The following is a 25318-nucleotide window of genomic DNA, read 5'->3' on the forward strand; positions in this document are numbered from 1 at the left end:
TACCACATGTATCTGGGTCTCGATCTCGGAACCTCCGGCGTCAAGGCGATGCTGATCGACGGTGATCAGAAGATCGTCGGCTCGGCCAATGGTTCGCTCGACGTCTCGCGTCCGCATTCCGGCTGGTCGGAGCAGGAGCCGGCCCACTGGGTGCGCGCCACGGAAGAGGCCGTCGCCGGCCTCAAGGCAAAACATCCGAAGGAGTTGGCGGCGGTCAAGGGCATCGGCCTTTCCGGTCAGATGCATGGCGCAACGCTCATCGATGCCACCGACAAGGTGCTGCGCCCGTGCATCCTCTGGAACGACACTCGCAGCTACGTCGAGGCCGCGGCGCTTGATGCCGATCCGCGCTTTCGCGCGCTCACCGGCAACATCGTCTTCCCCGGCTTTACGGCGCCGAAGCTCGCCTGGGTCGAGAAGCATGAGCCCGATGTCTTCGCCAAGATCGCCAAGGTGCTCTTGCCGAAGGACTATCTGCGTCTCTGGCTGACCGGCGACTATATCTCGGAAATGTCGGACTCTGCCGGCACCTCCTGGCTCGACACCGGCAAGCGCGCCTGGTCCTCCGAACTGCTGGCCGCCACCAACCTTTCCGAGGGGCAGATGCCGGCGCTCGTCGAAGGCACCGAGCAGGCCGGCAAGCTGCGGTCCGAACTATCGGCGCAATGGGGCATATCAGGTGATGTCGTCGTTGCCGGCGGTGCCGGCGACAATGCGGCCTCGGCCTGCGGCATGGGCACGGTCAGCGATGGCGCCGCCTTCGTCTCGCTCGGCACATCAGGCGTGCTTTTTGCCGCCAACGGTTCCTATCTGCCGAAGCCGGAAAGCGCCGTGCATGCCTTCTGCCACGCGCTGCCGAACACCTGGCACCAGATGGGTGTCATCCTGTCGGCCACCGATGCACTGAACTGGCATTCCGGTGTGACCGGCAAGTCGGCCGCAGATCTCACCGGCGAAGTCGGCGAGACGCTGAAGGCGCCCACCGGCGTCACCTTCCTGCCTTATCTCTCCGGCGAGCGCACGCCGCACAATGATGCCGTCATCCGCGGCGCCTTCATCGGCCTTGAACATGAAAGCAGCCGTGTCGTTCTCACCCAGGCGGTGCTCGAAGGTGTCGCCTTCGCCATCCGCGACAATCTCGAAGCGTTGCGCTCGGCCGGCACCGGCATATCCCGGGTCACGGCGATCGGCGGCGGTTCGCGCTCGCGTTACTGGCTGGCGTCAATCGCGACCGCCCTCGGCGTTCCGGTCGATCTGCCGGCCGACGGCGATTTCGGCGCGGCCTTCGGCGCTGCCCGTCTCGGCCTGATCACGGCAACGGGCGCGGATCCCATTGCCGTCTGCACGCCGCCGGTGACGGCAGGCACGATCGAGCCGGTGTCCGCACTGAGCGGCGCTTATGAGGATGCTTACAAGCGCTACCGTGCGCTCTACCCGGCGATCAAGTCGCTGGCGCATTGAGAGTTTGAGCCAGCGGCCCCCTCATCCGCCTGCCGGCACCGACCTGGGTCGAGCCACGTGTCTCGACCCGTCCTTCGGACCCCCTCGGGGGGAAGATGCCGGCAGGCGGATGAGGAGGCCCTTGACGTAGACCAACAATTCAGAACTTCGAAAAGATACGAACCCAAGGAGAACCAACATGAGCACCGGATTTTTCGGCGATATCCAGAAAGTGAAATACGAAGGCCCGGACAGCACCAATCCGCTGGCCTTCCGCCATTACCAGCCGGACGAGATCGTCATGGGCAAGCGCATGGAAGACCATCTGCGCTTTGCGGTGGCCTACTGGCACACCTTCACCTGGCCGGGCGGCGATCCCTTCGGCGGGCAGACCTTCCTGCGTCCCTGGTTCGAGGACACGATGAAGGCCGCCAAGCTCAAGGCCGACGTCGCCTTCGAATTCTTCTCGCTGCTCGGCTCGCCCTACTACTGCTTCCATGACGCCGACGTGCGTCCGGAAGGCAAGACTTTCGCCGAGAACACTAAAAACCTCAACGAGATCGTCGATTATTTCGCCGAGAAGCAGGCCGCAACCGGCACCAAGCTGCTCTGGGGCACGGCGAACCTCTTCTCCCACCGCCGCTATATGTCGGGCGCTGCGACCAATCCGGATCCTGACGTCTTCGCTTTCGCAGCCGCGACGGTCAAGACCTGCATCGATGCCACGCAGAAGCTCGGCGGCGAAAACTACGTGCTCTGGGGCGGCCGCGAAGGTTACGAGACGCTGCTCAACACCGATATCGGCCGCGAGCTCGACCAGCTCGGACGCTTCCTCAACCTCGTCGTCGAATACAAGCACAAGATCGGCTACAAGGGCACGATCCTGATCGAGCCGAAGCCGCAGGAGCCGACCAAGCACCAGTATGATTACGACGTCGCGACTGTCTATGGCTTCCTCAAGAAGCACGGCCTTGAAAACGAGGTGAAGCTCAATATCGAGCAGGGCCACGCGATCCTTGCCGGCCACTCCTTCGAGCACGAGCTGGCGCTTGCCAATGCGCTCGGCATCTTCGGCTCGATCGACATGAACCGCAACGACTACCAGTCCGGCTGGGACACCGACCAGTTCCCGAACAATGTTCCCGAAATGGCGCTCGCCTACTACCATGTTCTGGCAGGCGGCGGCTTCAAGACCGGCGGCACCAACTTCGACTCGAAGCTGCGCCGTCAGTCTCTCGACCCGGCGGACCTGCTGATCGGCCATATCGGCGGCATGGATTGCTGCGCCCGCGGCCTGAAGGCCGCTGCCAGGATGATCGAGGACAAGGCTCTGTCGCAGCCACTCGCCGATCGTTATGCCGGCTGGGAATCCGCCGAAGCGCAGAAGCTCTTCCGCGGCGAGTATTCGCTGGATGAGATCACCCACTATGTCGAGAGCCACGACGTGAACCCGCAGCCGCGGTCGGGCAAGCAGGAATTGCTTGAGAACGTCGTCAACCGTTACGTTTGACGATCAGCGCCGGCGGCCATTGGTCGCCGGCGCAATTTTGCCGGCTAAATGCGCCTTAAGCGCACAGTGATACTGGTTCAACGCTTCGACCAGTTGCGCGACGGCGCCGAGACGGAGTTTCGAACTACCAGATCCGGCCGCAGCAGGATTTCCGTTTCGGCCGGCCGGCCATCGGACAGAAGTTCCAGCAGCAGCGCCATCGCCTGCTTGCCGATCGCCGTTCTCGGCTGGCGGATCGTGGTCAGCGGTGGCGATATGAAGACGGCCTGCGGCACGTCGTCGAAACCGGTCACCGAGAAATCCCGCGGAATGTCGTAACCTCGCGCGCCGAGGCCGACCATGACGCCAATCGCGGTCTGGTCGTTGACGCACATGAAGGCGGTTGGAAGCGTGTCGCGCATGAAAAGCTGTTCGACCGCATGCCGCCCGCTTTCGATCGTGCCGTCACCTTCGAGCACGATCCTGGTGTCGGGCGGGATGCCGGCGGCGTCGAGACCGGCGTCGTAACCCATGCGGCGCCTGGTATAGGCAAGCCGGGTGCGCGAATCGCCGATGAAAGCGATCTTGCGGTGTCCTTCGGCCAGCAGCAGGTCCACCGCTTTCCGAGCGCCCTCGGTATCGTCGACACCGACATAGGGAATGCCGCCGTTGAAGACGGGCTCGAAAACGCCGACGCTCGGCGGCAGCCGCGCGGTCATGGTCTGATGCCCGAAGGGCAGGATGCCGGTGAAAAGGATCAATCCGGCCGCCTGGTTGGAATTGAAGAATTTCAGATATTCCAGGCCGCGCTGGGCATCGTTCTGCGTGTGGCCGATCAGGATGCCGTAGCCGTGCGCGCGCGCTTCGTTCTCCAGCCCGACGAGAATGTTGGAGAAATTGGGATCGCCGATATCGGGCGCCACGACGAGGATCATGTTGGAGCGGCCGAGCCTCAGGCTGCGCGCCATCGCATTGGTCGTATAGCCGGTGATGGCGATTGCCTGGTTGACCTTGAGGCGCGTGGAGTTCGCGACCTTCTCCGGCATGTGGATTGCCCGGGAAACCGTCGCGATGGACACTTCGGCGATCCGGGCGACGTCTTCGATGGTTGCGGGCGTGGAATTCGACACTGGGCTCTGCCTTGGGGCTGTCTTCGCCGCGACACTACACAGACTTGTCGAGAGGTCAAAGGCAGGCTTCAACTGATCTGTGTAAATCAACGATGTAAACCTTTACACGATGTATGTAAAGGTTTACATAAGGGTTCAGAGCGGACGGAGAGCCGCTTTGGGGAGGATCAGATGACCGTGGAGACCGCCGACACCGCACCCGTGGTGCTGTCCGCCAGGCGCATATGCAAATCCTTCAGTGGAGTGCAGGTCCTCTTCAGCGTGAATTTCGATCTCCGCGCCGGCGAAATCCATGCGCTCATGGGTGAAAATGGCGCCGGCAAATCCACGCTTGTCAAGGTTTTGTCCGGTTTCGAGCAGCCGAGTTCCGGCGAAATCCTGCTTGACGGCACGCCCGTCGTCCTGCCGCCCAACGGCGCCGCCGAGGCGCTCGGCATCGTCATCATTCACCAGGAATTCAACCTCGCCGAACATCTGACCGTGACGGAGAGCCTCTTTCTCGGGCGTGAAGTCACCCGTTTCGGCATGCTCGACCGCAAATATATGCGGTCGGAGACACGCAAGGTTCTCGACGTGCTCGGTTCGCATGTCGACGAGAATGCGCTGATCAGCACGCTTTCCATCGCCGACAAGCAGATGGTCGAAATCGCCAAGGCGATCAGCCGCGATGCGCGGGTGGTGTTCATGGACGAGCCGACTGCGGTGCTGTCGCGGGAAGAGACCAACATGTTGTTCAAGCAGGTTCGCAAGCTTCGCGACCAGGGTACCAGCTTCGTCTTCGTGTCCCATAAGCTCGACGAGGTGATGGATTTGACCGACCGCGTCACGGTGCTGCGCGACGGCCAGTGGATCAAGACTTCGCCGACGTCCGTTCTGGATGGGGAATCGATCGCGCAGTTGATGGTTGGCCGCGAACTCTCCAGCCTCTATCCCGCCAAGGCCGAGCCTGATGTCGACGAGGAGGTCGTCCTCAGAGTCGCTTCGGTGTCGACGGGTTATGTGAAGGATGCGAGCTTCGAGGTGCGCAAGGGCGAGATCATCGGTTTTTCCGGCATGATCGGCTCCGGCCGCACCGAACTGATGGAAGCGATCGCCGGGTTGCGGACCCGTCTCGAGGGCGAGGTGGTCATCAAGGGGGAAACGGTTCCCTCCGGCGACGTGCATGCCGCCAATCGCTGCGGGCTCGCCTATATGACCAAGGACCGCAAGTCGAAAGGCCTGCTGCTGCGCTCCGGCATGGTGACCAATCTGACACTGCAATCGCTCGGAAGGCACGCTCGTCACGGCTATCTCAGCCCGGGCAGCGAGGCGGCCGCGATGGCAAAGGCCAAGCGCCGCTTCGATATCAGGGTTCGCGACGGCAATATCGTCGCCGGCCGGATGTCGGGGGGAAACCAGCAGAAGCTGCTGCTCGCCAAGGTCATGGAGACCGAGCCGCAGATCATCATCATCGACGAGCCGACGCGCGGCATCGATGTCGGCACCAAGCAGCAGATCTATCATTTCATCTCGGCGCTCGCTCGGGACGGCCGGTCGATCATCGTCGTGTCCTCGGAGATGCCGGAGGTCATCGGCCTCTGCACAAGAGTGGCGGTGATGCGCGAAGGGCGTATCGTCGGCGTGCTCGAGGGCGACGAGATTTCCGAGCAGGAGATCATGCGTTACGCCGCCGGGCTGAAGAAGAAGGCGGCCGCCTGAAGGCTGAAGCAGGGCTTCGCCGATCAGGACGGCAGATAAGATGCCCAGAAATATGGGACGGGAGGTTGGTTTGGAAATGAGTGTCAACGAGGAGACCAGGGAAATCCGGCGCCGATCCTGGCGAGATGTCGACCTGCGTGCGGTCGCGCCTTTCGTCGCCCTGGCGCTGCTGCTGATCGTCGGAGCCCTGGTCAATCCCAATTTCATCGGCATCACCAACCTTGCCAATGTCGCGACGCGCAGCGCCTTCATCGCCATCATCGCGGTCGGCGCGACCTTTGTGATATCAGCAGGCGATCTCGACCTGTCGGTGGGCTCGATGGTGGCCTTCGTCGCCAGCCTGATGATCCTGCTGATGAATTCGGGCGCCATCGAAAACCCGGCGTTGATGCTGACGTTCGCGGCCGTCTTCACGATCGTCGCCGGCGCGCTCTGCGGCCTGGCAAACGGCCTGATCACGACGGTGGGCAGGATCGAGCCCTTCATCGCGACGCTCGGCACGATGGGCATCTATCGCGGCCTGACGACATGGCTGTCGCAGGGCGGCGCGATCACGCTTCGCTCCGCCGATATTCAGACGCTCTATCGTCCGGCATATTTCGGCAATATCGCCGGGATACCGGTGCCGATCGTGGTGATCCTGGCAGTGACGGCGGTTGCGGCCTTCATCCTCTATCGCACCCGATACGGGCGCCATGTCGTCGCCGTCGGATCGAACAGCGATGTCGCCCGCTATTCGGGCATCGCGGTCAACCGCGTCAGGACGATCGCCTTCGTCATCCAGGGACTGTGCGTCGCCATTGCCGTGCTGCTCTACGTTCCCCGCCTCGGCTCGACGTCGGCGACGACGGGCATCCTATGGGAACTGCAGGCGATCACGGCCGTCGTCGTCGGCGGCACTGCGCTCAAGGGTGGCGCGGGCAGGGTCTGGGGCACGATCTGCGGCGCCTTCATTCTCGAACTCGTCGGCAACATCATGCTGCTTTCGAATTTCATCAGCGAATATCTGATCGGCGCCATCCAGGGTGCGATCATCATCATCGCCATGTTCGTCCAGCGCTCGCTGGTGCGCAAATCTTGAAATGACCGGCTTGCAATTGGCCGGGGTTAAAATTGATCGGGCTTACAGGGCGTCCGGTCCCGTATGGAAAAGTCCCTGAAGTTATTGGGAGGAAATAGCATGCGTAAATTGATGTTGGGCCTGGCGGTTGCGGCGGTGACCTTCGCCGGCGCCGCTCACGCCCAGGACAAGAAATTCACGATCGGCGTATCCATTCCGGCCGCCGACCACGGTTGGACGTCGGGCGTCGTGTTCCATGCCGAACGCGTTGCCAAGCTGCTGATGGCCGAACATCCCGGTCTCAACGTCATCGTCAAGACCTCGCCGGACGCCGCCAGCCAGGCCAACGCCGTGCAGGATCTCGATACGCAGGGCATCGACGCCCTCGTCATCCTGCCGTCGGATCCGGATCCGCTCGTCAACGCCATCAAGGAAGTCAAGGGCAAGGGCAAGTTCGTCGCCCTCGTCGACCGTGCGCCGAGCAACAACGACAATTCCGTGCGCGACCTCTATGTCGCCGGCAACAACCCGGCTCTCGGCGAAGTCGCCGGCAAGTACATCAAGGACACGACGCCGGACGCTGAAGTGGTCATCATCCGCGGCCTGCCGATCCCGATCGACCAGCAGCGCCAGGACGGCTTCGACAAGGGCATTGCCGGCTCGAACGTCAAGGTTCTCGACCGTCAGTACGGCAACTGGAACCGCGACGATGCCTTCAAGGTCATGCAGGACTACCTGACCAAGTACCAGAAGATCGACGTCGTATGGTGCCAGGACGACGACATGGCCGTCGGCGTTCTGCAGGCGATCGAGCAGGCCAAGCGCACAGACATCAAGTATGTCGTCGCCGGTGCCGGCTCCAAGGACATGGTCAAGAAGGTCATGGATGGCGACAAGCTGATCCCGGTCGACGTTCTCTATCCGCCGGCAATGGTCGGCACGGCGATGGAACTGACGGCGGCAGCACTTTACGATCAGGTCCCGGTCCAGGGCAGCTATATCCTCGACGCAACGCTGATCACCAAGGATAACGCCAAGGATTTCTATTTCCCGGATTCTCCGTTCTGATCCATTGATTGCAGACATGCGCCCATTCGAAAGGATGGGCGCATTTTTTATGCCTTGCTTCGGGCGAGTGAGCGAAAATGCTGCACGTACCTCTTGCCCGCCAAAGCCCATCATGATTAGCTCGCAGCCATACCGCATCTGGCCTCGCGCCAAATCACGAGCCAAGGGCGAGGAGGCGCCTTGCTCCCGTCAAATAGCGTGTTACAACATCTCAGAAACGTTTACGGTCGATATTCAGGGAGGAATCTGACATGAAGACGATCAAGGGCCCCGGCCTTTTCCTTGGCCAGTTCGCGGGCGATACCGCACCTTTCAACTCGTGGGACGCAATCACCAAATGGGCGGCCGACATCGGTTACAAGGGCGTCCAGGTGCCGACCTGGGCCAGCCAGCTGATCGATCTGAAGAAGGCTGCCACGTCGAAGGATTATTGCGACGAATTCGCCGGCAAGGCGCGCGAAAACGGCATCGAGATCACCGAACTCTCCACTCATCTGCAAGGCCAGCTCGTCGCCGTTCACCCGGCCTATGACGAAGCCTTCGACGGGTTTGCGGCACCAGAGGTGCGCGGCAATCCGAAGGCGCGTCAGGAATGGGCGGTCGAGCAGGTCAAGATGGCGCTGACGGCATCCAAAAACCTCGGGCTCAAGGCGCATGCGACCTTCTCCGGTGCGCTTGCCTGGCCCTTCATCTATCCTTGGCCGCAGCGTCCTGCCGGTCTGGTCGAGACTGCCTTCGACGAACTCGCTCGCCGCTGGACGCCGATCCTCAATCATGCGGACGAGAACGGTATCGACGTCTGCTACGAGATCCACCCGGGCGAGGACCTGCATGACGGCATCACCTTCGAGATGTTCCTGGAGCGGGTCAAGAACCATCCGCGCGCCAACATGCTCTACGATCCCTCGCACTACGTCCTGCAGTGCCTCGATTATCTCGACAATATCGACATCTACAAAGACCGCATCAAGATGTTCCACGTCAAGGATGCGGAGTTCAATCCGACAGGGCGCCAGGGCGTCTACGGTGGCTATCAAGGCTGGGTCGAACGCGCCGGCCGGTTCCGTTCGCTCGGCGACGGTCAGGTCGATTTCGGCGCGGTGTTCTCGAAGATGACGGCCAATAATTTCGACGGCTGGGCCGTGGTCGAATGGGAATGCGCGCTGAAGCATCCGGAAGACGGTGCCCGCGAGGGCGCAGAATTCGTTGCCGCCCATATCATCCGCGTCACCGAGAAAGCCTTCGACGATTTCGCCGGCAGCGGCACGGACCAGGCGGCGAACCGGCGGATGCTGGGGCTTTAGGCTTTCATTTCCCTTCTCCCCGGCGGGGAGAAGATGCCCGTCAGGGCAGATGAGGGGGATGAGGAGCGATAGCGGCGAATGCCTTGAGCGACAAGCGAAAGGCAAACCTGCCGTGAAGCCCCCTCATCCGACCCTTCGGGCCACCTTCTCCCCGAGGGGAGAAGGGAAGAAAAAGATTCAGGAGGAATCAATGGCAATCGAAGCATCATCCGAACAGACACGCGAGCCGCGCATCCGGCTCGGCATGGTGGGCGGCGGCGCGGGCGCGTTTATCGGCGCGGTGCACCGTATCGCGGCACGCATCGACGATCAGTACGATCTCATCGCCGGCGCGCTGTCGGCCTCGCCCGAAAAGGCGATCACATCCGGCCGTGATCTCGGCCTTGATCCGTCGCGGACCTATTCCAGCTATCGTGAGATGGCGATCCGCGAGGCGAAGCTGAAGAACGGCATCGAGGCGGTGGCAATCGTCACGCCGAACCATGTGCATTACGATGCGGCCAAGGAATTCCTCAAGCGCGGCATCCATGTCATCTGCGACAAGCCGCTGACGTCAAACCTTGCCGATGCGAAGAAGCTGAAGAAGATCGCCGACGAGAGCGGCGCGCTCTTCGTGCTGACGCATAATTACACCGGCTATCCGATGGTCCGCCAGGCGCGCGAGATGATCGCGAACGGCGAACTCGGCGATATCCGCGTCGTCCAGGCCGAATATCCGCAGGACTGGCTGACGGAAGCGGTCGAGCAAACCGGCCAGAAGCAGGCCGCCTGGCGCACCGATCCGGCACAGTCCGGCGTCGGCGGCTCGACCGGCGATATCGGCACGCATGCCTATAATCTCGCCGCCTTCATATCAGGTCTCGAACTCGACAGCCTCGCCGCCGACCTCGACAGTTTCGTTCCGGGCCGCCGGCTGGACGACAATGCGCATGTCATGCTGCGCTTCAAGGCGAAGGGCTCGGAGAAGCCGGCCAAGGGCATGCTCTGGTGCAGCCAAGTGGCACCCGGCCATGAGAACGGCCTGATGGTGCGCGTCTACGGCAGCAAGGGCGGGCTGGAATGGACCCAGAAGGACCCGAACTACTTGTGGTACACGCCTTTCGGCGAGCCGAAGCGGCTGATCACCCGGGGCGGCGCCGGTTCAGGCGCGGCTGCCGGCCGTGTCACACGTGTGCCATCTGGGCATCCGGAAGGTTATCTCGAAGCCTTTGCGACGATCTATACCGAAGCCGCGCATGCGATCAACGCCCGCAAGAAGGGCAAGGTCGTCGATAAGGCGGCGGTCTACCCCACAGTCGATGACGGCGTGAAGGGTGTGGCCTTTGTCGAAGCCTGCGTCGCGTCTTCCAAGAAGAACGGCGCATGGGTCAAGGTCTGAATTTACCGATCCGCATCGCCCCATGAAAAAGCGCCGAGGCGGGTCCAGCCGCCTCGGCGTTTGGTTTATTTTTGATCAGGCAGCAACAGTGCGGCCGCGCTTTAGCAGGTTGTCGACGCTCAACGGTCCGGCACCTGCCGCCACCAGATAAAGGAAGACGAAGCAGAACAGGATCGCCGCGACGCCACCGTTCTGTGCGGGGTAGATGCCCTTCGATGCATGGCCGATGAAATAGGCGAAGGCCATCAGGCCCGAGAGCACGAAGGCTGCGATACGGGTCTGGAATCCGACAAGCACCAGGAAGCCGAAGGTGAGTTCGAGCAGCCCGGCAATCCAGGAGAGCGAGCCCGCGGGTGGCACGCTTGCCGCAGCCGGAAAATGCAGGATCTTCTGTGTTCCGTAGCTGAAAAGTACAAGTGACGAGACGATGCGCAACAGGCTCAGCAGATGAGGCTGCAGCGAATGGACCGAAGAGAGCATTGGATTCCTTTCATATTCGTGCTGTCATTTCCCGTGTAAGGATCGCGGTCTCAATAGCCAAGTCACGACTGCTGACATTGCCGTTATGAGGGTGGCTGCCGGTAAGGGAGCGGCGTTGCAGCTGCTCCGTTTTTCCTCCTGCAACGTTGCAGTTTTTCTCGCCGCCAGCCTGTACTTTGCCCGCAGGCTTGGCTAAATCCGGCGCAAACGGCTCAACCTGAGAGATGGGATTTACAGATGATCGATCCGAAGAAACTCGCAGAGCGCTTTCCCGGCGACTTCACCTTCGGCGTTGCCACCGCCGCCTTCCAGATCGAAGGTGCTAGCAAGGCCGATGGCCGCAAGCCATCCATCTGGGATGCTTTCTGCAATATGCCCGGCCGCGTCCATAATCGCGATAACGGCGACGTTGCCTGCGATCACTATAATCGCCTGGAACAGGACCTCGATCTCATCAAGGAGATGGGTGTCGAAGCCTACCGGTTCTCGATTGCCTGGCCGCGCATTATCCCCGACGGCACGGGTCCGGTGAACGAAGCCGGCCTCGATTTCTACGACCGGCTGGTCGACGGCTGCAAGGCGCGCGGCATCAAGACCTTCGCAACGCTCTACCACTGGGATCTGCCGCTGTTGCTCGCCGGCGACGGCGGCTGGACAGCCCGCTCGACCGCCTATGCGTTTCAGCGCTATGCCAAGACGGTGATGAACCGCCTTGGCGATCGTCTCGACCGGGTTGCGACCTTCAACGAACCCTGGTGCATCGTCTGGCTCAGCCACCTCTACGGCATCCATGCTCCGGGCGAGCGCAACATGCAGGCCGCCCTTCACGCCATGCATTACATGAACCTTGCCCACGGTCTCGGCGTCGAGGCGATCCGCTCGGAAGCCCCCAACGTGCCGGTCGGCCTCGTGCTCAACGCCGCCTCGATCATTCCCGGCTCCGACAGCCCGACCGATCTTGCCGCCGGCGAGCGTGCGCATCAGTTCCACAACGGCGCTTTCTTCGATCCCGTCTTCAAGGGCGAGTATCCGAAGGAATTCGTCGAGGCGCTCGGCGACCGTATGCCTGTCATCGAGGATGGCGACCTGAAGCTCATCAGCCAGAAACTCGACTGGTGGGGCCTGAACTATTACAAGCCCGAGCGGATCACCGATGATGCCGAACGCAAAGGCGATTTCCCCTGGACGGTGGAAGCGCCGCCAGCAAGCGACGTCAAGACCGATATCGGCTGGGAAATCTATGCGCCTGGCCTGAAGCTCTCGGTCGAGGACCTCTACCGTCGCTACGAACTGCCGGAATGCTACATCACCGAGAACGGCGCCTGCGACAACACCGATGTCATCGACGGCGAGGTCGACGATACGATGCGCCTCGACTATGTCGGCGATCACCTCGACATCGTTGCCGGCCTCATCAAGGACGGCTATCCCCTACGCGGCTATTTCGCCTGGAGCCTGATGGACAATTTCGAATGGGCGGAAGGCTACCGTATGCGCTTCGGTCTCGTCCATGTTGATTATGAAACCCAGCTGCGCACGGTGAAGAAGAGCGGCAATTGGTATCGCCAACTCGCGGCGCAATTCCCGAAGGGCAATCACAAGGCGGTTTAGCGCAGCTGACCCGCGGCCACTTGAGAACGGCACCTGTCTGACGCTTATCGCGCGCCATCTGGGCGCGGACCTCCGGCCGGCATGGCAAGCTGACGCTGCTTGCCATGATTTTCGCGACGACCGGCGGTAGGCAGAAAAATAGATCGCGAGAGGCCTGCAACAGCCGGTTGCTTAAACGTTTTTGAACCCTTGGCTGGCAAAGTCCGACGGTCAGGGAGTCGTAATGCAGACAGCCGGAAAGTCGCAGAGCAAAGGATCGGGAATAAGCCGTCACATCACCGTCACCGGCGTGCTTTTCTCCTTCGCGGTCATCGTCGCGGTCGTCACCATCATGGTGCTGACGGCGCTTGAACGCGTGGCCGAAAATTCCAATGTTCTCGATGACGAGCGCTCGCGCGAAACGACGATCGGCGCGTTGAAGACCTTCGAGGATCAGCTTGGTGCGACGCTCGACGATTACGCCGCCTGGGATGACGCTGCCGTCAACGTCTACGCAGCCGATGGTATGGCCTGGACGGTGAGCAACTACGGCGAGATGTCGGTCAACAGCTCGCTTTTCGACATGGCGATCGTCATCGATGCCGAGAAGAAGGCGATCATGGCCTATCGCGATGGCAAACCGATGGAGGAGCCGCTCACGGATTTCTTCGCGCCTTCGCTCTGGACCCTGTTCGACACGGTGAAGGCGGCCGGCCCGGCCGATCGTCCTCAGGCGATCGGTTTCGTCACCACCAAGCGGGGCATTGCCGCCGTCGGCGTGGCATTGGTGCGGAAAAAGTCCGGTTCGCTAGATGTGTCCGCCGGCCAGCAGCGCTATCTCGTTTTCGCCCGCCATCTCGATGACGACAGGGTGACCGCACTCGGTCAGACCTATGTCATCGGCGGGCTGAGGCTGGCGCCGCCGAGTTTTGCGGCCGACTATCTCGTCCCGATCGTCGATCCGACGGGGGCAACGCTCGGCAAGCTCGTGTGGATCTCGCGTTCACCCGGAGATATCGGCTATGCACAGGTGCGGCCGATGGTCATCCAGGCGCTCGGCCTCGTCGGACTGTTCTTCGTCGTGCTGCTGGTCATCGGCTGGCTTGCCGGCCGCCGCCTGAAGGCGGAGGAAAACAGCGCCCGCGAGGAGGCGCTGCGCGACAGGCTGAGCGGTCTTTCCAATCGCGACGGCCTCGGGCTCGCCGTCGATCGTTTTGTCGTCGAGGCACGCCAGACCAAGCGTAATGTGCTGCTTCTTTATCTCGACCTCGATGGCTTCAAGGAAGTCAATGATAGCTATGGCCACGGCACCGGCGACCAGTTGATCCGGGCGGTCGCGGCTGGGCTCGAGGTGCTCATTCCGCAGAGTGCCGTTCTCGCCCGCATCGGCGGCGATGAATTTGCGATCGCCTTTCTCTCCGACAGCGAGAATGCCGCCGCCCTGCAGCTTGCCGAGCAGATCCTCGATTTTCTTGTCGAGCCGCTGGAGATCGGTCGCCGTGTCGTGGTCGTCGGGGCAAGCATCGGTATCGCCATGTCGCCTTCCGGGGCGATCGGACGTGAGGAGCTGGTGCGCCGTTCCGACCTTGCCATGTACAAGGCGAAGGAGGCCGGCCGCGCGCGCATGACGCTCTACGATCCTTCGATGGACGCCGATCGAGAGCAGCGCAATGCGCTGGAGCTCGATCTCCGGATCGCCATCGAAAGCGGCGACCTGACGCTCGCCTACCAGCCGCTGATCGATGCGGCGACGCGTGCGATGACCGGCGTCGAGGCGCTGGTGCGCTGGAACCGTCCGGGCCATGGTCCTGTTTCGCCCGAGCTGTTCATCCCAATCGCCGAGACCAGCGGCCTCATCGAATCGCTCGGCCTGTTCGTGCTGCGCAAGGCCTGCGAGACAGCCAAGCAATGGCCGGAGCTCAACGTCTCGGTCAACGTCTCGCCCGGCCAGTTCCGCAATCCCGCCTTTACGGACTATGTGCGCTACGTGCTGAAGCAGACGGAGATCGAGGCCGGCCGCATCACGCTCGAGATCACCGAAGGCTACATGATCCAGAATCCGCAGCGCACCCGCCAGTCGATCGAACGGTTGAAGGGGCTGGGGGTCAAGGTGGCGCTCGACGATTTCGGTTCCGGCTTCTCCTCGATCGGTTATCTCAGGCAGTTCGGCTTCGACCGCATCAAGATCGACCGCTCGCTGGTCATGGGTGTCAACGACAAACGCCAGCGCGAGATGCTGCAGGCGACGGTGGCGCTCGCCCGCTCGCTCGACATTCCGGTGACGGCCGAAGGCATCGAAACCGAGGAGCAGGCGATAGCCATGCGTCTTTTCGGCTGCGACTGCCTGCAGGGTTATTTGTTCGGAAAGCCGGTGACATCAGACCTTATCACCGAGATGCTCAACGAGCGACGTGCAGCGGGGCCGGAAGCTCGGCGCCGCATCCAGGCGGCAGGCTGATCCAATCAGAATCCTGGCTCAGCTGCCGATATGCCGCTGGCCGCGCTTCTTCGCCAGGGCGATTTGCTGCTGACGCTGACGGTAACGCAGCCGGTCTTCCTCCGTGCGCGTGTCGTGGCAGTGGCTGCAGGAAACGCCTTCCTCGTAAAGCGGCGACGTCATTTCTTCGGCAGTGATCGGGTTGCGGCAGGCGTGGCAGAGCCGGTGTTCGCCTTCCTTCAAACCGTGCTCGACGGACACGCGCTCGTCGAAGACGAAGCAGGCGCCATCCCAGAGGCTTTCTTCCTGCGGCACTTCCTCCAGATATTTCAGGATGCCGCCCTTCAGATGATAGACCTCGTCGAAGCCCTCAGCCTTCATGAAGGCGGTGGCCTTCTCGCAGCGTATGCCGCCGGTGCAGTACATGGCGACCTTCGGCTTGTTGTGCAGACCGGGATTCTGACGCACCCATTCTGGAAACTCACGGAAGCTCTTGGTCTTCGGGTCGAGCGCGCCGCGGAAGGTTCCGATCGCCGTCTCGTAGTCGTTGCGGGTGTCGATGACGATGGTGTCGGGATCGGAAATCAGCGTGTTCCAGTCCTTGGCCTCCACATAGGTGCCGACCACCTTGTTGGGGTCGATATCTTCGACACCCATGGTGACGATTTCCTTTTTCAGCTTCACCTTCATGCGTAGGAAGGGCATTTTGGAGGCGCGGCTTTCCTTGTGCTCCAGGCCCCAAAATTCCGGCTGGGCGCGCAGGAAGGCAAGCACGGCGTGAACGCCGGCGTCCAGGCCCGCGATCGTGCCGTTGATGCCTTCATGCGCCAGAAGCAGCGTTCCCTTGACGCCGTTCTCCTGGCAAAGCGTCTGCAACGGCGCCTGCAGGTCGGCAAAGCGCCGCACGGAAACGAAATGGTAGAGTGCGGCCACGAGGAACGGGCTGGTGTGTGTCAGGCTGTCGGTCATAGGCCGGAAATACAGAAAATCGGCGGGCCGCGCAATTGCCTTCGCCGATGGCGGCCTTCTCTCAGTTTCCAGCCATCAGCCAGAGAAGCTCGATGCGCTGGGCTTCCTCGTCGGCATCATCGGCGAAGACGGCTTCGGCTTTGACCAGCGCTTGCCGCCGGTCTTCCTGCTGGCGGAAGATGATGATGTCGAGCAGATGCGCCAGGTCGTCATTGCGGGTGAAGAGCTGCGGTTCGGCCTCGACCAGTTCGGAGAGCACGGTGAGATCGTGGATGTGGCCGAGATCCTCGACGAGTTCCTTTGCCGCATCGCGCTTGGCCTTCATCGCGCCCGGCCAGACGTCACGCAAAAGGGCATGGTAGAGCCGATAGTCGTAGGTGCGTTTGCGCAGATCGTGGAAATCGTCAGCCGATGCCTCGCCGTGGCAAGCCGCAAGCGCCGTCTTGGCCTTGCGCGCGGTGCGGCGCCAGCTTTTTGCCAGCATGCGTGCATTCTTGCGGTGGCCGCGATCAAAGGAGACTGCGTCCAAGGCGGCGATCGCCTCCTTCAGAAGGTCGGCGGTTTCCGCGAGCCGCTGTTCCAGGCCGCGTTCGGCTTCCGCCATCCAGTCACGGCGCCCTTCGAGAATGGTGACGATGCGGCCGAGCGCCTCGCTTTCCTCATTCCCGCGGGCTGCATGCTGCAGATATTGCGCGGTGCCGATGAGGGCTGCAGCGTCGCGGATCGCCGAAAGCGAGCGCGCGGCATCGCGCAGCCTCGCATTTTCCTGGGCCTGAAAATCCGGCACCTCGCGGGCCACGAGGCGGTAGAGCGAGCGTAATCGCTTCAGGTTCTTTCGGAAAGAATGGATCGCCTCATGCGCGCCGTCCGGGCGTTCCCCGAGGACAGTGATGGCGTGTTCCAGCTGCCTGGTCGCAGCGTTGCGGAACGCTTCGGTGAAATCGGCGTCAGGCCGAATGCGATAGGCCATGCCTGTCGTGCCCGTATTCTGTGGCAAGGGCCTGGTTGGAATAACGGAAATCGCCGGTCACTTCGCGGCCAAGCCAGGTGGGCAGGGCCGGATCATCGGTTTCGGCCGTCATCTCCACCTCGGCAATCACCAGTCCGCGATGCTCGCCGGTAAAGACGTCGACTTCCCAGACGAAACCTTCATGCGGAACGCGGTAGCGCGTCTTCTCGATGACGACGCCGATTGCGTTCTGCAACAGCTCCTCGGCATCGGCGATCGGGATGTCGTATTCGAATTCGTCGCGAGTGATGGTGCTGCGGCCGATCTTGATCGTCAGTTTCGCTTTCCTGTCGTCGAGAATGCGTACCCGCACGGAACGGTCGTCCATCGAGGCGATGTAGCCCTGCCTGAGGACAGACTTCGTCTCGACGGCGGAACGCCATCCATCGCTGCGTACAAGAAACTTCCGCTCGATCTCTTTCGCCATACCGGTGAACCTTATGTGACGATTGCGGCACGGTAGCCCAATTCCCACGCATTTCCTACCCATCTTGTCATATGGTCTGGTTTTATCTCGACAAGGTTTCGTGGGGGCGTTATTCGGGATCCGAATTCAATCGTTTCAAGGAAGTCGCGAGACCATGGGCGAGAAAACAGAGAAGCTCCTTTCCATCCTGAAGCTCCAGCCGGTCGTTCCGGTTTTGATCGTCGACGACGCCAAGTCGGCGGTGCCGCTGGCGCGGGCGCTCGTCGCGGGCGGACTGAAGGCGATCGAGATCACCATGCGCACGCCGGCAGCCCTCGAGGCCGTGCGCGCCGTCGCCGCCGAGGTCGAGGGCGCCGAAGTCGGCGCCGGCACGATCCTCAATGTCGCCCATTGGGAAGCCGCCGTCGCGGCCGGTTCGAAGTTCATCGTCAGCCCCGGCACGACGCAGGAACTGCTCGATGCCGCCGCCGATTCCGACGTGCCGCTGCTTCCGGGGGCTGCGACCGCCAGCGAAGTCATGGCGCTGCGGGAAGAAGGCTACCAGGTGCTGAAATTTTTCCCGGCCGAGCAGGCCGGTGGCGCCGCCTATCTCAAGGCGCTGTCCTCGCCGCTTGCCGGCACGTTGTTCTGCCCGACCGGCGGCATTTCGCTGAAGAACGCCCATGATTATCTCTCGCTGCCGAACGTCATTTGCGTCGGCGGCTCGTGGGTGGCGCCGAAGGAACTTGTCGCGGCCGGCGACTGGGCCGGCATTACCAAGCTCGCGGCAGAGGCGGCCGCATTGAAGGCCTGAGTTTCGGGCAGGGCGGGTGAGCCTGACGGCCCAATCCCGCTTTCCATATTTGTATTTCAGCCGTCCCAAACCTATGTTCCCTCGAGCTTCAACAGGGAGATGACGAGGAATGTTCGACGCGAAGAAGCTTCTCGACCAGTTTTTGGGTTCGCAGGTGCCGGGTCTCGGCGGTTCGGTCCGCGAGAGGGCGGGCGATGCCGTGCAGACGGCCAAGAACAATCCGATGAAGACCGGCGCGATTGCCGCCGTGCTGCTCGGCACCAAGACCGGTCGTGGTATTGCCGGCAATGCACTGGCGATCGGCGGTCTTGCCGCGATTGCCGGCCTCGGCTACCAGGCCTACAAGAATTATCAGGCCGGGCAGGCGCCCGCTGCCCCTTCCGATGCACCGTCTGCCAATAATCCGGTACTTCTTCCGCCGCCCGTCGAATCCGGTTTCGGGCCAGCGTCGCCCGCCGGCAGCAATGAATTCGTGCTGGTGCTGATCCGCGCGATGATCGCCGCCGCCAAGGCCGACGGTCATATCGACGATGCCGAACGCGCCCTCATCATGGACAAGGTCAAGGCCGCCGACGTCAGCGGCGAGGCTGCGGCCTTCATCGAGCATGAACTCGCTTCGCCGACGGATATCGATGCGATCGTTGCCGCCGCGACGACGGAAGAACAGCGCGTCGAGCTTTACACCGCCTCGCGGCTCACCATCGAGCCGGATTCGCGCGCCGAGCGCGGTTATCTCGATCTGCTTGCCGGCCGCCTCGGCCTTGCCGACCAGCTGGTCGACCATATCGAGGCGACGGTGTCCTCCGCCAAGGTGACCTTGTCACAGTGACATCTAAGGCACGTCGCGCAAAAGTGTGCAGCGGTTTTGCGACAACGACATGCGTTGAAATAAGGGCCTAAAGCGCGACGCGCTTTAGGCCGGTTGCCTTTGTCGGGCGGCTGGCCTATCCACTCTTCCGAAAAGGGGAGTGAGCATGCGCGATCTTGCAAATTTCAAGGGCTGCCCGGCGCCGAAGCCGGTCACGCTGAAGGGCCGTTTCGTCACTGTCGAGCCCTATCGGCGCGCGGAACATCTCGAGGCGCTGTGGGACGGGCTCGGCGGCATGGGCATCAACCCGCTGCTTCTCTATTTCGCGCAGGACGATTTCTCCGGTATCGACGATTTCGCCAGCTGGCTGGAAACCGTCAATACCAAGTCCGGTTGGCTCACCCATATCTTCCGCGACAACGCCACCGGCAAGATCGTGGGCATGGCGAATTACATGCGCGCCGACCCGGCAAACGGCGTCGTTGAGATCGGCGGGGTCGCGCACGGGGGCGAGATGAAGCGGTCGCCGCTTTCGACCGAGGCGCATTATCTGATGGCCAAGCACGTCTTCGAGGATCTCGGCTACCGCCGCTACGAATGGAAATGCGACAATAAGAACGAAGCGAGCAAGACGACGGCCGCCCGTTACGGCTTCAGCTTCGAAGGGGTTTTCCGGCAGCACATGATCTCCAAGCATCGCAACCGCGATACCGCCTGGTTCTCGATGATCGACGCTGAATGGCCGATGATCAACGATGCCTTCGAAGCCTGGCTTTCGCCGGGGAATTTTGACGCCGAGGGCAACCAGGTTCGCCGCCTGCAGGATATCCGCGCCGATCTTGAAAAGGAAAGGCTCGCATGAACCCGGAGAGCCGCTCGCAGGCAATCGCCGCCGCCATCATCCTGCTCGGCGCCGCCCTCGTTATCTATTTCCTGCCGACTATCGTGCTGTGGATCGGCAATTTCTCGCCGACGCTGGCGATCGTCGTCGGCGTCTGCCTGATCATGGCGTTTTTCGCAGTTTTCTGGCTGCGGGCGCGTTACCAGCGCGGCCGGGGAAAGTAATTTTATCCCTGCAGCGAGGCTCCGAGCAGAAGGGCGCCCATCAGGATGACAAGCACGGCGCCGAGGATTTCAATGGCATTCCCGACCCAGATCGAGGCGGTCGAGCCGCGTCCGGAGAGGCGGACGGCCGCACTCTTGGCAGTGACGGCAAGTGTGGCAAGCAGGGAAACGGTGATCGCCGTGCCGAGCGACATGGCGGCGACCGAAAGCACGCCGCCGAGATAGAGCCCGTTGAGCAGCGAGAAGGTCATGACCAGCAATGCGCCGGAGCAGGGGCGCAGACCGACGGCCACGATCGCCGACCAGGCCTCGCGGGCACTGAACCTGTCGCCGGCGAGCAGGGCCGGATCAGGCACATGGGCATTGCCGCAGGTCTCGCAGACCATGCCGGGAACGAAGGTGTGGCCGGCCTCCACAGCCTGGGCCTTGCCGTTGAAGGCATAGGCCTGGCGTTCGGCCGCATTGTCCTTCCAGTCGAGCATCATGCTGACCGGACCGGCAGGCGTCGCCATCAGCCGGCGGCGCGGCATATTGCCCGCCATCGAGCGCAGTTTGCGAAACAGCAGCCAGCCGCCGAAGAGCATGACCATGACGAAGCTGGCGATCTCCATCGCGTGGGTCGCTGCCGTCAGCGTGATGCCGGTGCCACGCAGCACCAGCCAGCCGCCGCCGACCAGCGCCACCGCCATCACGCCCTGGACGAAGGCCGAAATGAAGGAAATCACCACGCCGCGCTTCAGCTCGACCTCGTTGGCGATCATGTAGGAAGAGATGACCGCCTTGCCGTGGCCCGGGCCGGCGGCATGGAAGACGCCATAGGCGAAGGAGAGGCCGATCAACGATGCCAGCTGCCAGGGGTCTTGGCGCATCGCCTTCAAGGCACCGGTCAGCGCCCGGTAGAAGGCTTGCTGCTCGTAATTGACGTAGAGAAATAGTGGCGCAAACGGCCCGCCAGTCGGCTGGAAGCTCGGCTCCGCCGTGCCGATGCCAAGCGGCGATTGCGCATGAGCGAGGCTTGCAGCCGTCACCAGCGCAAGGGTCGCAGCGGAAAATATGAGAGGCAGGCGTTTCGTCAGCATGTGACCTCCAGCCGGGTGGCGAAGAGTTTGGACATGTTGGTGCCGGTGGGATCGTTGAAGAAGGCGTCCGTCAGCGACTGCTTGTTTTGCGAGATTACCTCGTCGGCATCCGGCCGCACCACCTGATGTTTGCAGGCCTTGAAGCCGTCTCCGACGATCGCAAGCTCGTTGTCTGTGGGAAAATCGATCGAGGTGTAGAGCGTCGGGTCGTAGACGCCGAAGGTGAGCCTGCCCTTCAGCGGCATCTTCTCCACCGGCTTCACCGCGAAGAACATCAGCAGCTGGCCATCCTTGTAGTCGACATGGATGATGTCGGGCTTCTGGACGGTGATGTTCTTCCCGTTGATCGTCAGGTTCATGTAGTAGTCGTAATCGGCAAGAGACTTCTTGACCGTGTTGCCGACCTCGGTCAGCTCGTTCGGCTCCAGCTTCAGGTCGGTGTTCTTGTCGAAATCCATGACCACAGAGGACGAAAAGACCTCGTCGAAGCGCCAGACATTGCGCAGTTCCTCGACGCTGCCGTCCTTGCCGGCCACGACTTCGAGGCGCGCTTCCACGAAGATGTGTGGATGGGCAAAGGCGGCCGCCGGCGCCAGCGAAAGAAGCGCGGCGATCAGTATCGTTGAATGTCTCATCTATCCCGCTGCCCTGTTCGCTGCCCCTGACTTCTTGCCAGAAATTGGGACGGAATTGGGACCGGCCCCGCATCGGCGAGGCCAGGCGCCACTGCATAATTCCTTAAATCGGAATCGATTTAAGGAATTATGCAGTAGTTCAAAGGGCGCTGTAGAGCGGGGCGGAATGTCGCATCAGCCCGCAAGGGCGCCGGCCTACGGATGCTTCTTGAACCAGTTGTGCAGGTAATCGACGAAGATCCTCACCTTGGCCGGCAGGTAGCGCCGGTGCGGATAGACGGCATAGATGCCGCGGTCCGTTGGGATGTAGTCGTTGAACAGCGTTACCAGTTCGCCGCTCTCGATCGGCTTGCGGGCGATGAAATCCGGGATGAAGGCTATGCCGATGCCGGCGAGTGCTGCGCGTAATGTCGCATGCGGACTGTTGACTTCTATCGGTCCGGATACGGCGACGGCGAACGAGGTGTTGTCGGGATTGTGGAAACGGATGCTCGCCTGGGTGCGCGCATTGGTGTCAACGATGAAGGGGACGTTGGAAAGGTCCGTCGGATGCTCGAGATTGGGATGACGCTCGAGAAACTCGGGGGTGGCGCAGATATGGATGCGGAAATCCGAGATCTTGCGGGCGATCATGCCGGAATCTTCGAGCTTGGTGATGCGGATCGCCACGTCGAAGCTTTCCTCGATCAGGTCCACGAACCGGTCATCCGCGGCGATCTCCAGTGAAAGATCCGGGTTCTCCTTGGCGAAATCGATCAGCGACTGGCCGACATCGGCATCGACGAAGGTGCGCGGCACGGAAATGCGCAGCCGCCCTTTGAGCTGGGCATTGTTCTCACGCACGAGATCGGCGAGGTTGTCGATCTCCTTCAGGATATCGGAGGCGGTACGGTAATAGGTATGGCCGGCCTCGGTCATCGAGAACTGACGGGTGGTGCGGTTGAGCAGCAGGGCGCCGAGTTCGTCTTCCAATTCGCGCACATATTTGGAGAGCAGCGCCTTTGAGCGGCCGGTGCGTCGTGCCGCAGCGGAGAAGCCTTCGGCCTCGACGACGTCGATGAAGGCACGTATGCGGGTCAAGGTATCCATGGCACCCCTCAGGCTGTTTCGGAATGTTGAACAAATTGGCTCGTCTTGTTCAATTATTTTTTTAGCCCAAGATCAAAAAATCGCTTGATTATGAAGGCGAATATTCTTATTTCCCACTCAGCCCAAAGTCGCACGTGCCCATGGGTGTCCGCCGAACCCTCGAATTGGTGAGGAAATCGGTAAGGTACCTGGAATTAACCCCTCCAGTCGCTGTTCCGGCCAACCGGAAAATGCGAGGACGCCTGAAGCAACGACGGTGCGGGCCTTTTTGTTCTCTCCCTGCTTTCCATCAGCGGGGGTTACTGAAGAGGCACACCATCATTGCCGGAAGTGCGGTTGGGATTCTCCCTCCAATCCATGGCAGACAAAGCCGAACTTACACCGCATCGCGGCGTTGGTTCACTATCTGCGCATCGATCGCTTGCTATGGTTCCGGGGTCTCCACCGGCTGGTTCCAATGCGAGCTATCGTATGCCCTTTGTCCTCCGGTTCATGCCGGAGCTCTGGAATTGGAAGAGGGAATCGATATGACCACCCAGCGCATCCGCGACTTTCTCGCAACCCGACGTCCCGATGGTCCCTGCCTCGTGGTTGACCTCGACGTCGTTCGCGACAATTTCCACGCCTTCCGTCACGCCATGCCGGACAGCGCCATCTATTATGCCGTCAAGGCCAACCCGGCTCCGGAAGTGCTGAAGCTGCTTGCAGGCCTCGGCTCCAATTTCGATTGTGCATCCGTTGCCGAAATCGAAATGGCGCTCGAAGCCGGTGCGACCGCCGCCCGCATCTCCTATGGCAACACGATCAAGAAGGAACGTGACGTTGCCCGCGCCCACGCGCTTGGCGTCAGCCTCTTTGCTGTCGACAGCCACGAGGAAGTCGAGAAGATTTCGCGCGCCGCTCCCGGCGCCCGTGTCTTCTGCCGCGTGCTCACGGATGGCGAAGGCGCCGAATGGCCGCTTTCGCGCAAGTTCGGCTGCGTTCCGCAGATGGCTGTCGACGTTCTCGTCTACGCCCATCAGCTTGGCCTTCAGTCCTATGGCGTCTCGTTCCATGTCGGTTCGCAGATGACCAAGGTCGATGCCTGGGATTCGGCGCTCGCCGATGCCAAGCGCGTCTTCGTATCGCTTGCCAAGCAGGGCATCCACCTGCAGATGGTCAACATGGGCGGCGGCTTCCCGACCAAGTACCTGCGTGACGTTCCGTCCGCAGAAGCTTACGGCAAGTCGATCTACCAGGCGCTGCGCACGCATTTCGGCAACCAGATCCCGCAGACGATCATCGAGCCGGGCCGCGGCATGGTCGGTAATGCCGGTGTCATCAAGGCGGAAGTCGTGCTGATTTCGAAGAAGTCGGACAATGACGATGCCCGCTGGGTCTTCCTCGACATCGGCAAGTTCGGCGGTCTCGCCGAGACGATGGACGAAGCCATCCGCTATCCGATCCGCACGGAACACGACGGCGATGAGATGGAGCCCTGCGTCATTGCCGGCCCGACCTGCGATTCGGCCGACGTGCTCTACGAGAAGAACCTCTATCCGCTGCCGATCTCCCTTTCGATCGGCGACGAGGTCCTGATCGAAGGCACCGGCGCCTATACGACGACCTATTCGGCGGTCGCTTTCAACGGTTTCGACCCGCTGAAGGCCTACGTCATCTAAGGTCGTTTCCGCCAGCCCCGTAACCAGCCGGGGCGGCAACCTCACAATTTTCCTTCATCGCCGCTGATAACGGTATTGGGTACGGGAGGCCAAGATGGCCGCTGTTCTTGATTCTGTCCGCGCATTCTTTGCGCCTACCACTTTCGCCATCGACGCCGAAAATCCATCGGATGTCGTTGCGCGTGAAAACCTGCTCGACCGAGTCATGGGCCCGGATCGCCGCAAGAAGTCGTCGGAGAAGATCCGCCGCAACCGCGTCCCGGCCGAGGGCCTTGCGCTCGTGGCGCGCGACCGCGATGGCCATGTCATCGGCTCGGTGCGGCTCTGGAACATCGAGGCCGGCGTCAATGACGAAGGCACGCCGATCAATGCACTGCTGCTTGGACCTCTCGCCGTTGCGCCCCATCAAGGCGGCAAGGGCATCGGCTCGGCGCTGATGCGCGCGGCGATTCTCGAAGCGAAGAAGCGCGGACACGGCGCCGTTCTGCTCGTTGGTGATGCTGCCTATTACGAGCGTTTCGGCTTTTTTGCCGAAAAGGCTCGCCATCTTGTCATGCCGGGTCCGTTCGAACGCTCGCGCTTTCTTGCGCTCGAGCTCACGGAAGGCTGGCTTGACGGCGCGGCCGGCATGATCGTCCCCTCGGGACGCATGCTGGCCAGCGCGCCGGTTCGCCGCGCAGCCTAGAACAGGATTGTGCCGGGTCGCCTG

The 25318-nt window shown here is 61.8% G+C and carries 23 protein-coding genes; 15 read left to right on the plus strand and 8 right to left on the minus strand.

Translation table 11 applies throughout. The annotated features are described in order from the left end of the window. Positions 1-6: 6 nt before the first annotated feature. The gene (gene xylB / locus A6U98_RS14855; RefSeq protein WP_064650960.1) at positions 7-1461 is read left to right on the plus strand and encodes a xylulokinase; all 1455 of its coding nucleotides are present in this window, start codon (positions 7-9) and stop codon (positions 1459-1461) included. 178 nt (positions 1462-1639) lie between these two features. After that, positions 1640-2950 (plus strand): xylose isomerase, encoded by a 1311-nt coding sequence (gene xylA / locus A6U98_RS14860; protein ID WP_017989459.1) that lies wholly within the window; start codon positions 1640-1642, stop codon positions 2948-2950. A gap of 77 nt (positions 2951-3027) precedes the next feature. Here the strand turns inward: xylA and A6U98_RS14865 are convergent, their stop codons facing one another. Further along, entirely contained in the window at positions 3028-4059 is a 1032-nt protein-coding gene (locus tag A6U98_RS14865; RefSeq protein ID WP_064650961.1) for a LacI family DNA-binding transcriptional regulator, read from the minus strand. Between the two features lie 171 nt (positions 4060-4230). On the opposite strand from A6U98_RS14865, the gene A6U98_RS14870 reads away from it, so the two are divergent. From A6U98_RS14870 to A6U98_RS14890, 5 genes are all read left to right on the plus strand, one after another. Next, a complete protein-coding gene (locus A6U98_RS14870; protein WP_064650963.1) occupies positions 4231-5757 on the plus strand; it encodes a sugar ABC transporter ATP-binding protein in 1527 nt (508 codons plus the stop codon). Between the two features lie 76 nt (positions 5758-5833). Further along, positions 5834-6838, plus strand: a complete 1005-nt coding sequence (locus A6U98_RS14875) for an ABC transporter permease (protein WP_064650965.1) — start codon at positions 5834-5836, stop codon at positions 6836-6838. Positions 6839-6937: 99 nt separating this feature from the next. Next, positions 6938-7885 (plus strand): substrate-binding domain-containing protein, encoded by a 948-nt coding sequence (locus A6U98_RS14880; RefSeq protein ID WP_064650967.1) that lies wholly within the window; start codon positions 6938-6940, stop codon positions 7883-7885. A gap of 251 nt (positions 7886-8136) precedes the next feature. Next, positions 8137-9189, plus strand: a complete 1053-nt coding sequence (locus A6U98_RS14885) for a sugar phosphate isomerase/epimerase (RefSeq protein WP_012759029.1) — start codon at positions 8137-8139, stop codon at positions 9187-9189. A 190-nt stretch (positions 9190-9379) separates the two neighbouring features. Further along, complete coding sequence (locus A6U98_RS14890) at positions 9380-10567, plus strand: Gfo/Idh/MocA family oxidoreductase (protein ID WP_064650969.1); 1188 nt, start codon at positions 9380-9382, stop codon at positions 10565-10567. A 75-nt stretch (positions 10568-10642) separates the two neighbouring features. Here the strand turns inward: A6U98_RS14890 and A6U98_RS14895 are convergent, their stop codons facing one another. After that, a complete protein-coding gene (locus A6U98_RS14895; RefSeq protein ID WP_064650971.1) occupies positions 10643-11047 on the minus strand; it encodes a DoxX family protein in 405 nt (134 codons plus the stop codon). A 237-nt stretch (positions 11048-11284) separates the two neighbouring features. On the opposite strand from A6U98_RS14895, the gene A6U98_RS14900 reads away from it, so the two are divergent. Both A6U98_RS14900 and A6U98_RS14905 read left to right on the plus strand, forming a co-directional pair. Beyond that, entirely contained in the window at positions 11285-12658 is a 1374-nt protein-coding gene (locus tag A6U98_RS14900; protein ID WP_064650973.1) for a GH1 family beta-glucosidase, read from the plus strand. A gap of 223 nt (positions 12659-12881) precedes the next feature. Next, positions 12882-15095 carry an EAL domain-containing protein gene (locus A6U98_RS14905; protein ID WP_064650975.1) on the plus strand — a complete coding sequence of 738 codons (2214 nt, stop codon included), beginning with the start codon at positions 12882-12884 and terminating at the stop codon, positions 15093-15095. 18 nt (positions 15096-15113) lie between these two features. Here the strand turns inward: A6U98_RS14905 and A6U98_RS14910 are convergent, their stop codons facing one another. The 3 genes from A6U98_RS14910 to A6U98_RS14920 form a co-directional block, all read right to left on the minus strand. Next, positions 15114-16043 (minus strand): rhodanese-related sulfurtransferase, encoded by a 930-nt coding sequence (locus A6U98_RS14910; RefSeq protein ID WP_064650977.1) that lies wholly within the window; start codon positions 16041-16043, stop codon positions 15114-15116. A 61-nt stretch (positions 16044-16104) separates the two neighbouring features. Further along, complete coding sequence (locus A6U98_RS14915) at positions 16105-17013, minus strand: CHAD domain-containing protein (RefSeq protein ID WP_064650979.1); 909 nt, start codon at positions 17011-17013, stop codon at positions 16105-16107. After that, positions 16991-17479 carry a CYTH domain-containing protein gene (locus A6U98_RS14920; RefSeq protein ID WP_064650981.1) on the minus strand — a complete coding sequence of 163 codons (489 nt, stop codon included), beginning with the start codon at positions 17477-17479 and terminating at the stop codon, positions 16991-16993. The genes A6U98_RS14915 and A6U98_RS14920 overlap by 23 nt, the downstream gene beginning before the upstream one ends. 154 nt (positions 17480-17633) lie before the next feature. Here A6U98_RS14920 and A6U98_RS14925 point away from each other — a divergent pair, with 154 nt between their 5' ends. The 4 genes from A6U98_RS14925 to A6U98_RS14940 all read left to right on the plus strand — a co-directional run bounded on the left by A6U98_RS14925 (position 17634) and on the right by A6U98_RS14940 (position 20145). Next, positions 17634-18272 carry a 2-dehydro-3-deoxy-phosphogluconate aldolase gene (locus A6U98_RS14925; RefSeq protein ID WP_018243609.1) on the plus strand — a complete coding sequence of 213 codons (639 nt, stop codon included), beginning with the start codon at positions 17634-17636 and terminating at the stop codon, positions 18270-18272. Between the two features lie 109 nt (positions 18273-18381). Next, on the plus strand, positions 18382-19101 hold the full coding sequence (locus tag A6U98_RS14930) for a tellurite resistance TerB family protein (protein WP_064650983.1): 720 nt from the start codon (positions 18382-18384) through the stop codon (positions 19099-19101). A 145-nt stretch (positions 19102-19246) separates the two neighbouring features. After that, entirely contained in the window at positions 19247-19942 is a 696-nt protein-coding gene (locus A6U98_RS14935; protein WP_064650985.1) for a GNAT family protein, read from the plus strand. Next, the gene (locus A6U98_RS14940; protein ID WP_064650987.1) at positions 19939-20145 is read left to right on the plus strand and encodes a hypothetical protein; all 207 of its coding nucleotides are present in this window, start codon (positions 19939-19941) and stop codon (positions 20143-20145) included. Before A6U98_RS14935 ends, A6U98_RS14940 begins: the two co-directional genes overlap by 4 nt. 2 nt (positions 20146-20147) lie before the next feature. Here the strand turns inward: A6U98_RS14940 and A6U98_RS14945 are convergent, their stop codons facing one another. From A6U98_RS14945 to A6U98_RS14955, 3 genes are all read right to left on the minus strand, one after another. After that, positions 20148-21224 carry a nickel/cobalt transporter gene (locus A6U98_RS14945; protein WP_064650989.1) on the minus strand — a complete coding sequence of 359 codons (1077 nt, stop codon included), beginning with the start codon at positions 21222-21224 and terminating at the stop codon, positions 20148-20150. Beyond that, positions 21218-21859, minus strand: coding sequence for a DUF1007 family protein (locus A6U98_RS14950; RefSeq protein WP_064650992.1), 642 nt, complete (start codon positions 21857-21859; stop codon positions 21218-21220). Before A6U98_RS14950 ends, A6U98_RS14945 begins: the two co-directional genes overlap by 7 nt. 195 nt (positions 21860-22054) lie before the next feature. Continuing rightward, positions 22055-22948, minus strand: coding sequence for a LysR family transcriptional regulator (locus A6U98_RS14955; protein WP_018446032.1), 894 nt, complete (start codon positions 22946-22948; stop codon positions 22055-22057). A gap of 527 nt (positions 22949-23475) precedes the next feature. Here A6U98_RS14955 and odc2 point away from each other — a divergent pair. Next, positions 23476-24609 (plus strand): ornithine/lysine decarboxylase, encoded by a 1134-nt coding sequence (odc2, locus tag A6U98_RS14960; RefSeq protein ID WP_003542992.1) that lies wholly within the window; start codon positions 23476-23478, stop codon positions 24607-24609. 94 nt (positions 24610-24703) lie between these two features. Continuing rightward, the gene (locus A6U98_RS14965) at positions 24704-25294 is read left to right on the plus strand and encodes an N-acetyltransferase (protein ID WP_020051676.1); all 591 of its coding nucleotides are present in this window, start codon (positions 24704-24706) and stop codon (positions 25292-25294) included. Positions 25295-25318 lie beyond the last annotated feature (24 nt).

The organism is Rhizobium sp. WYCCWR10014, from assembly GCF_001657485.1.
Lineage (GTDB): Bacteria > Pseudomonadota > Alphaproteobacteria > Rhizobiales > Rhizobiaceae > Rhizobium.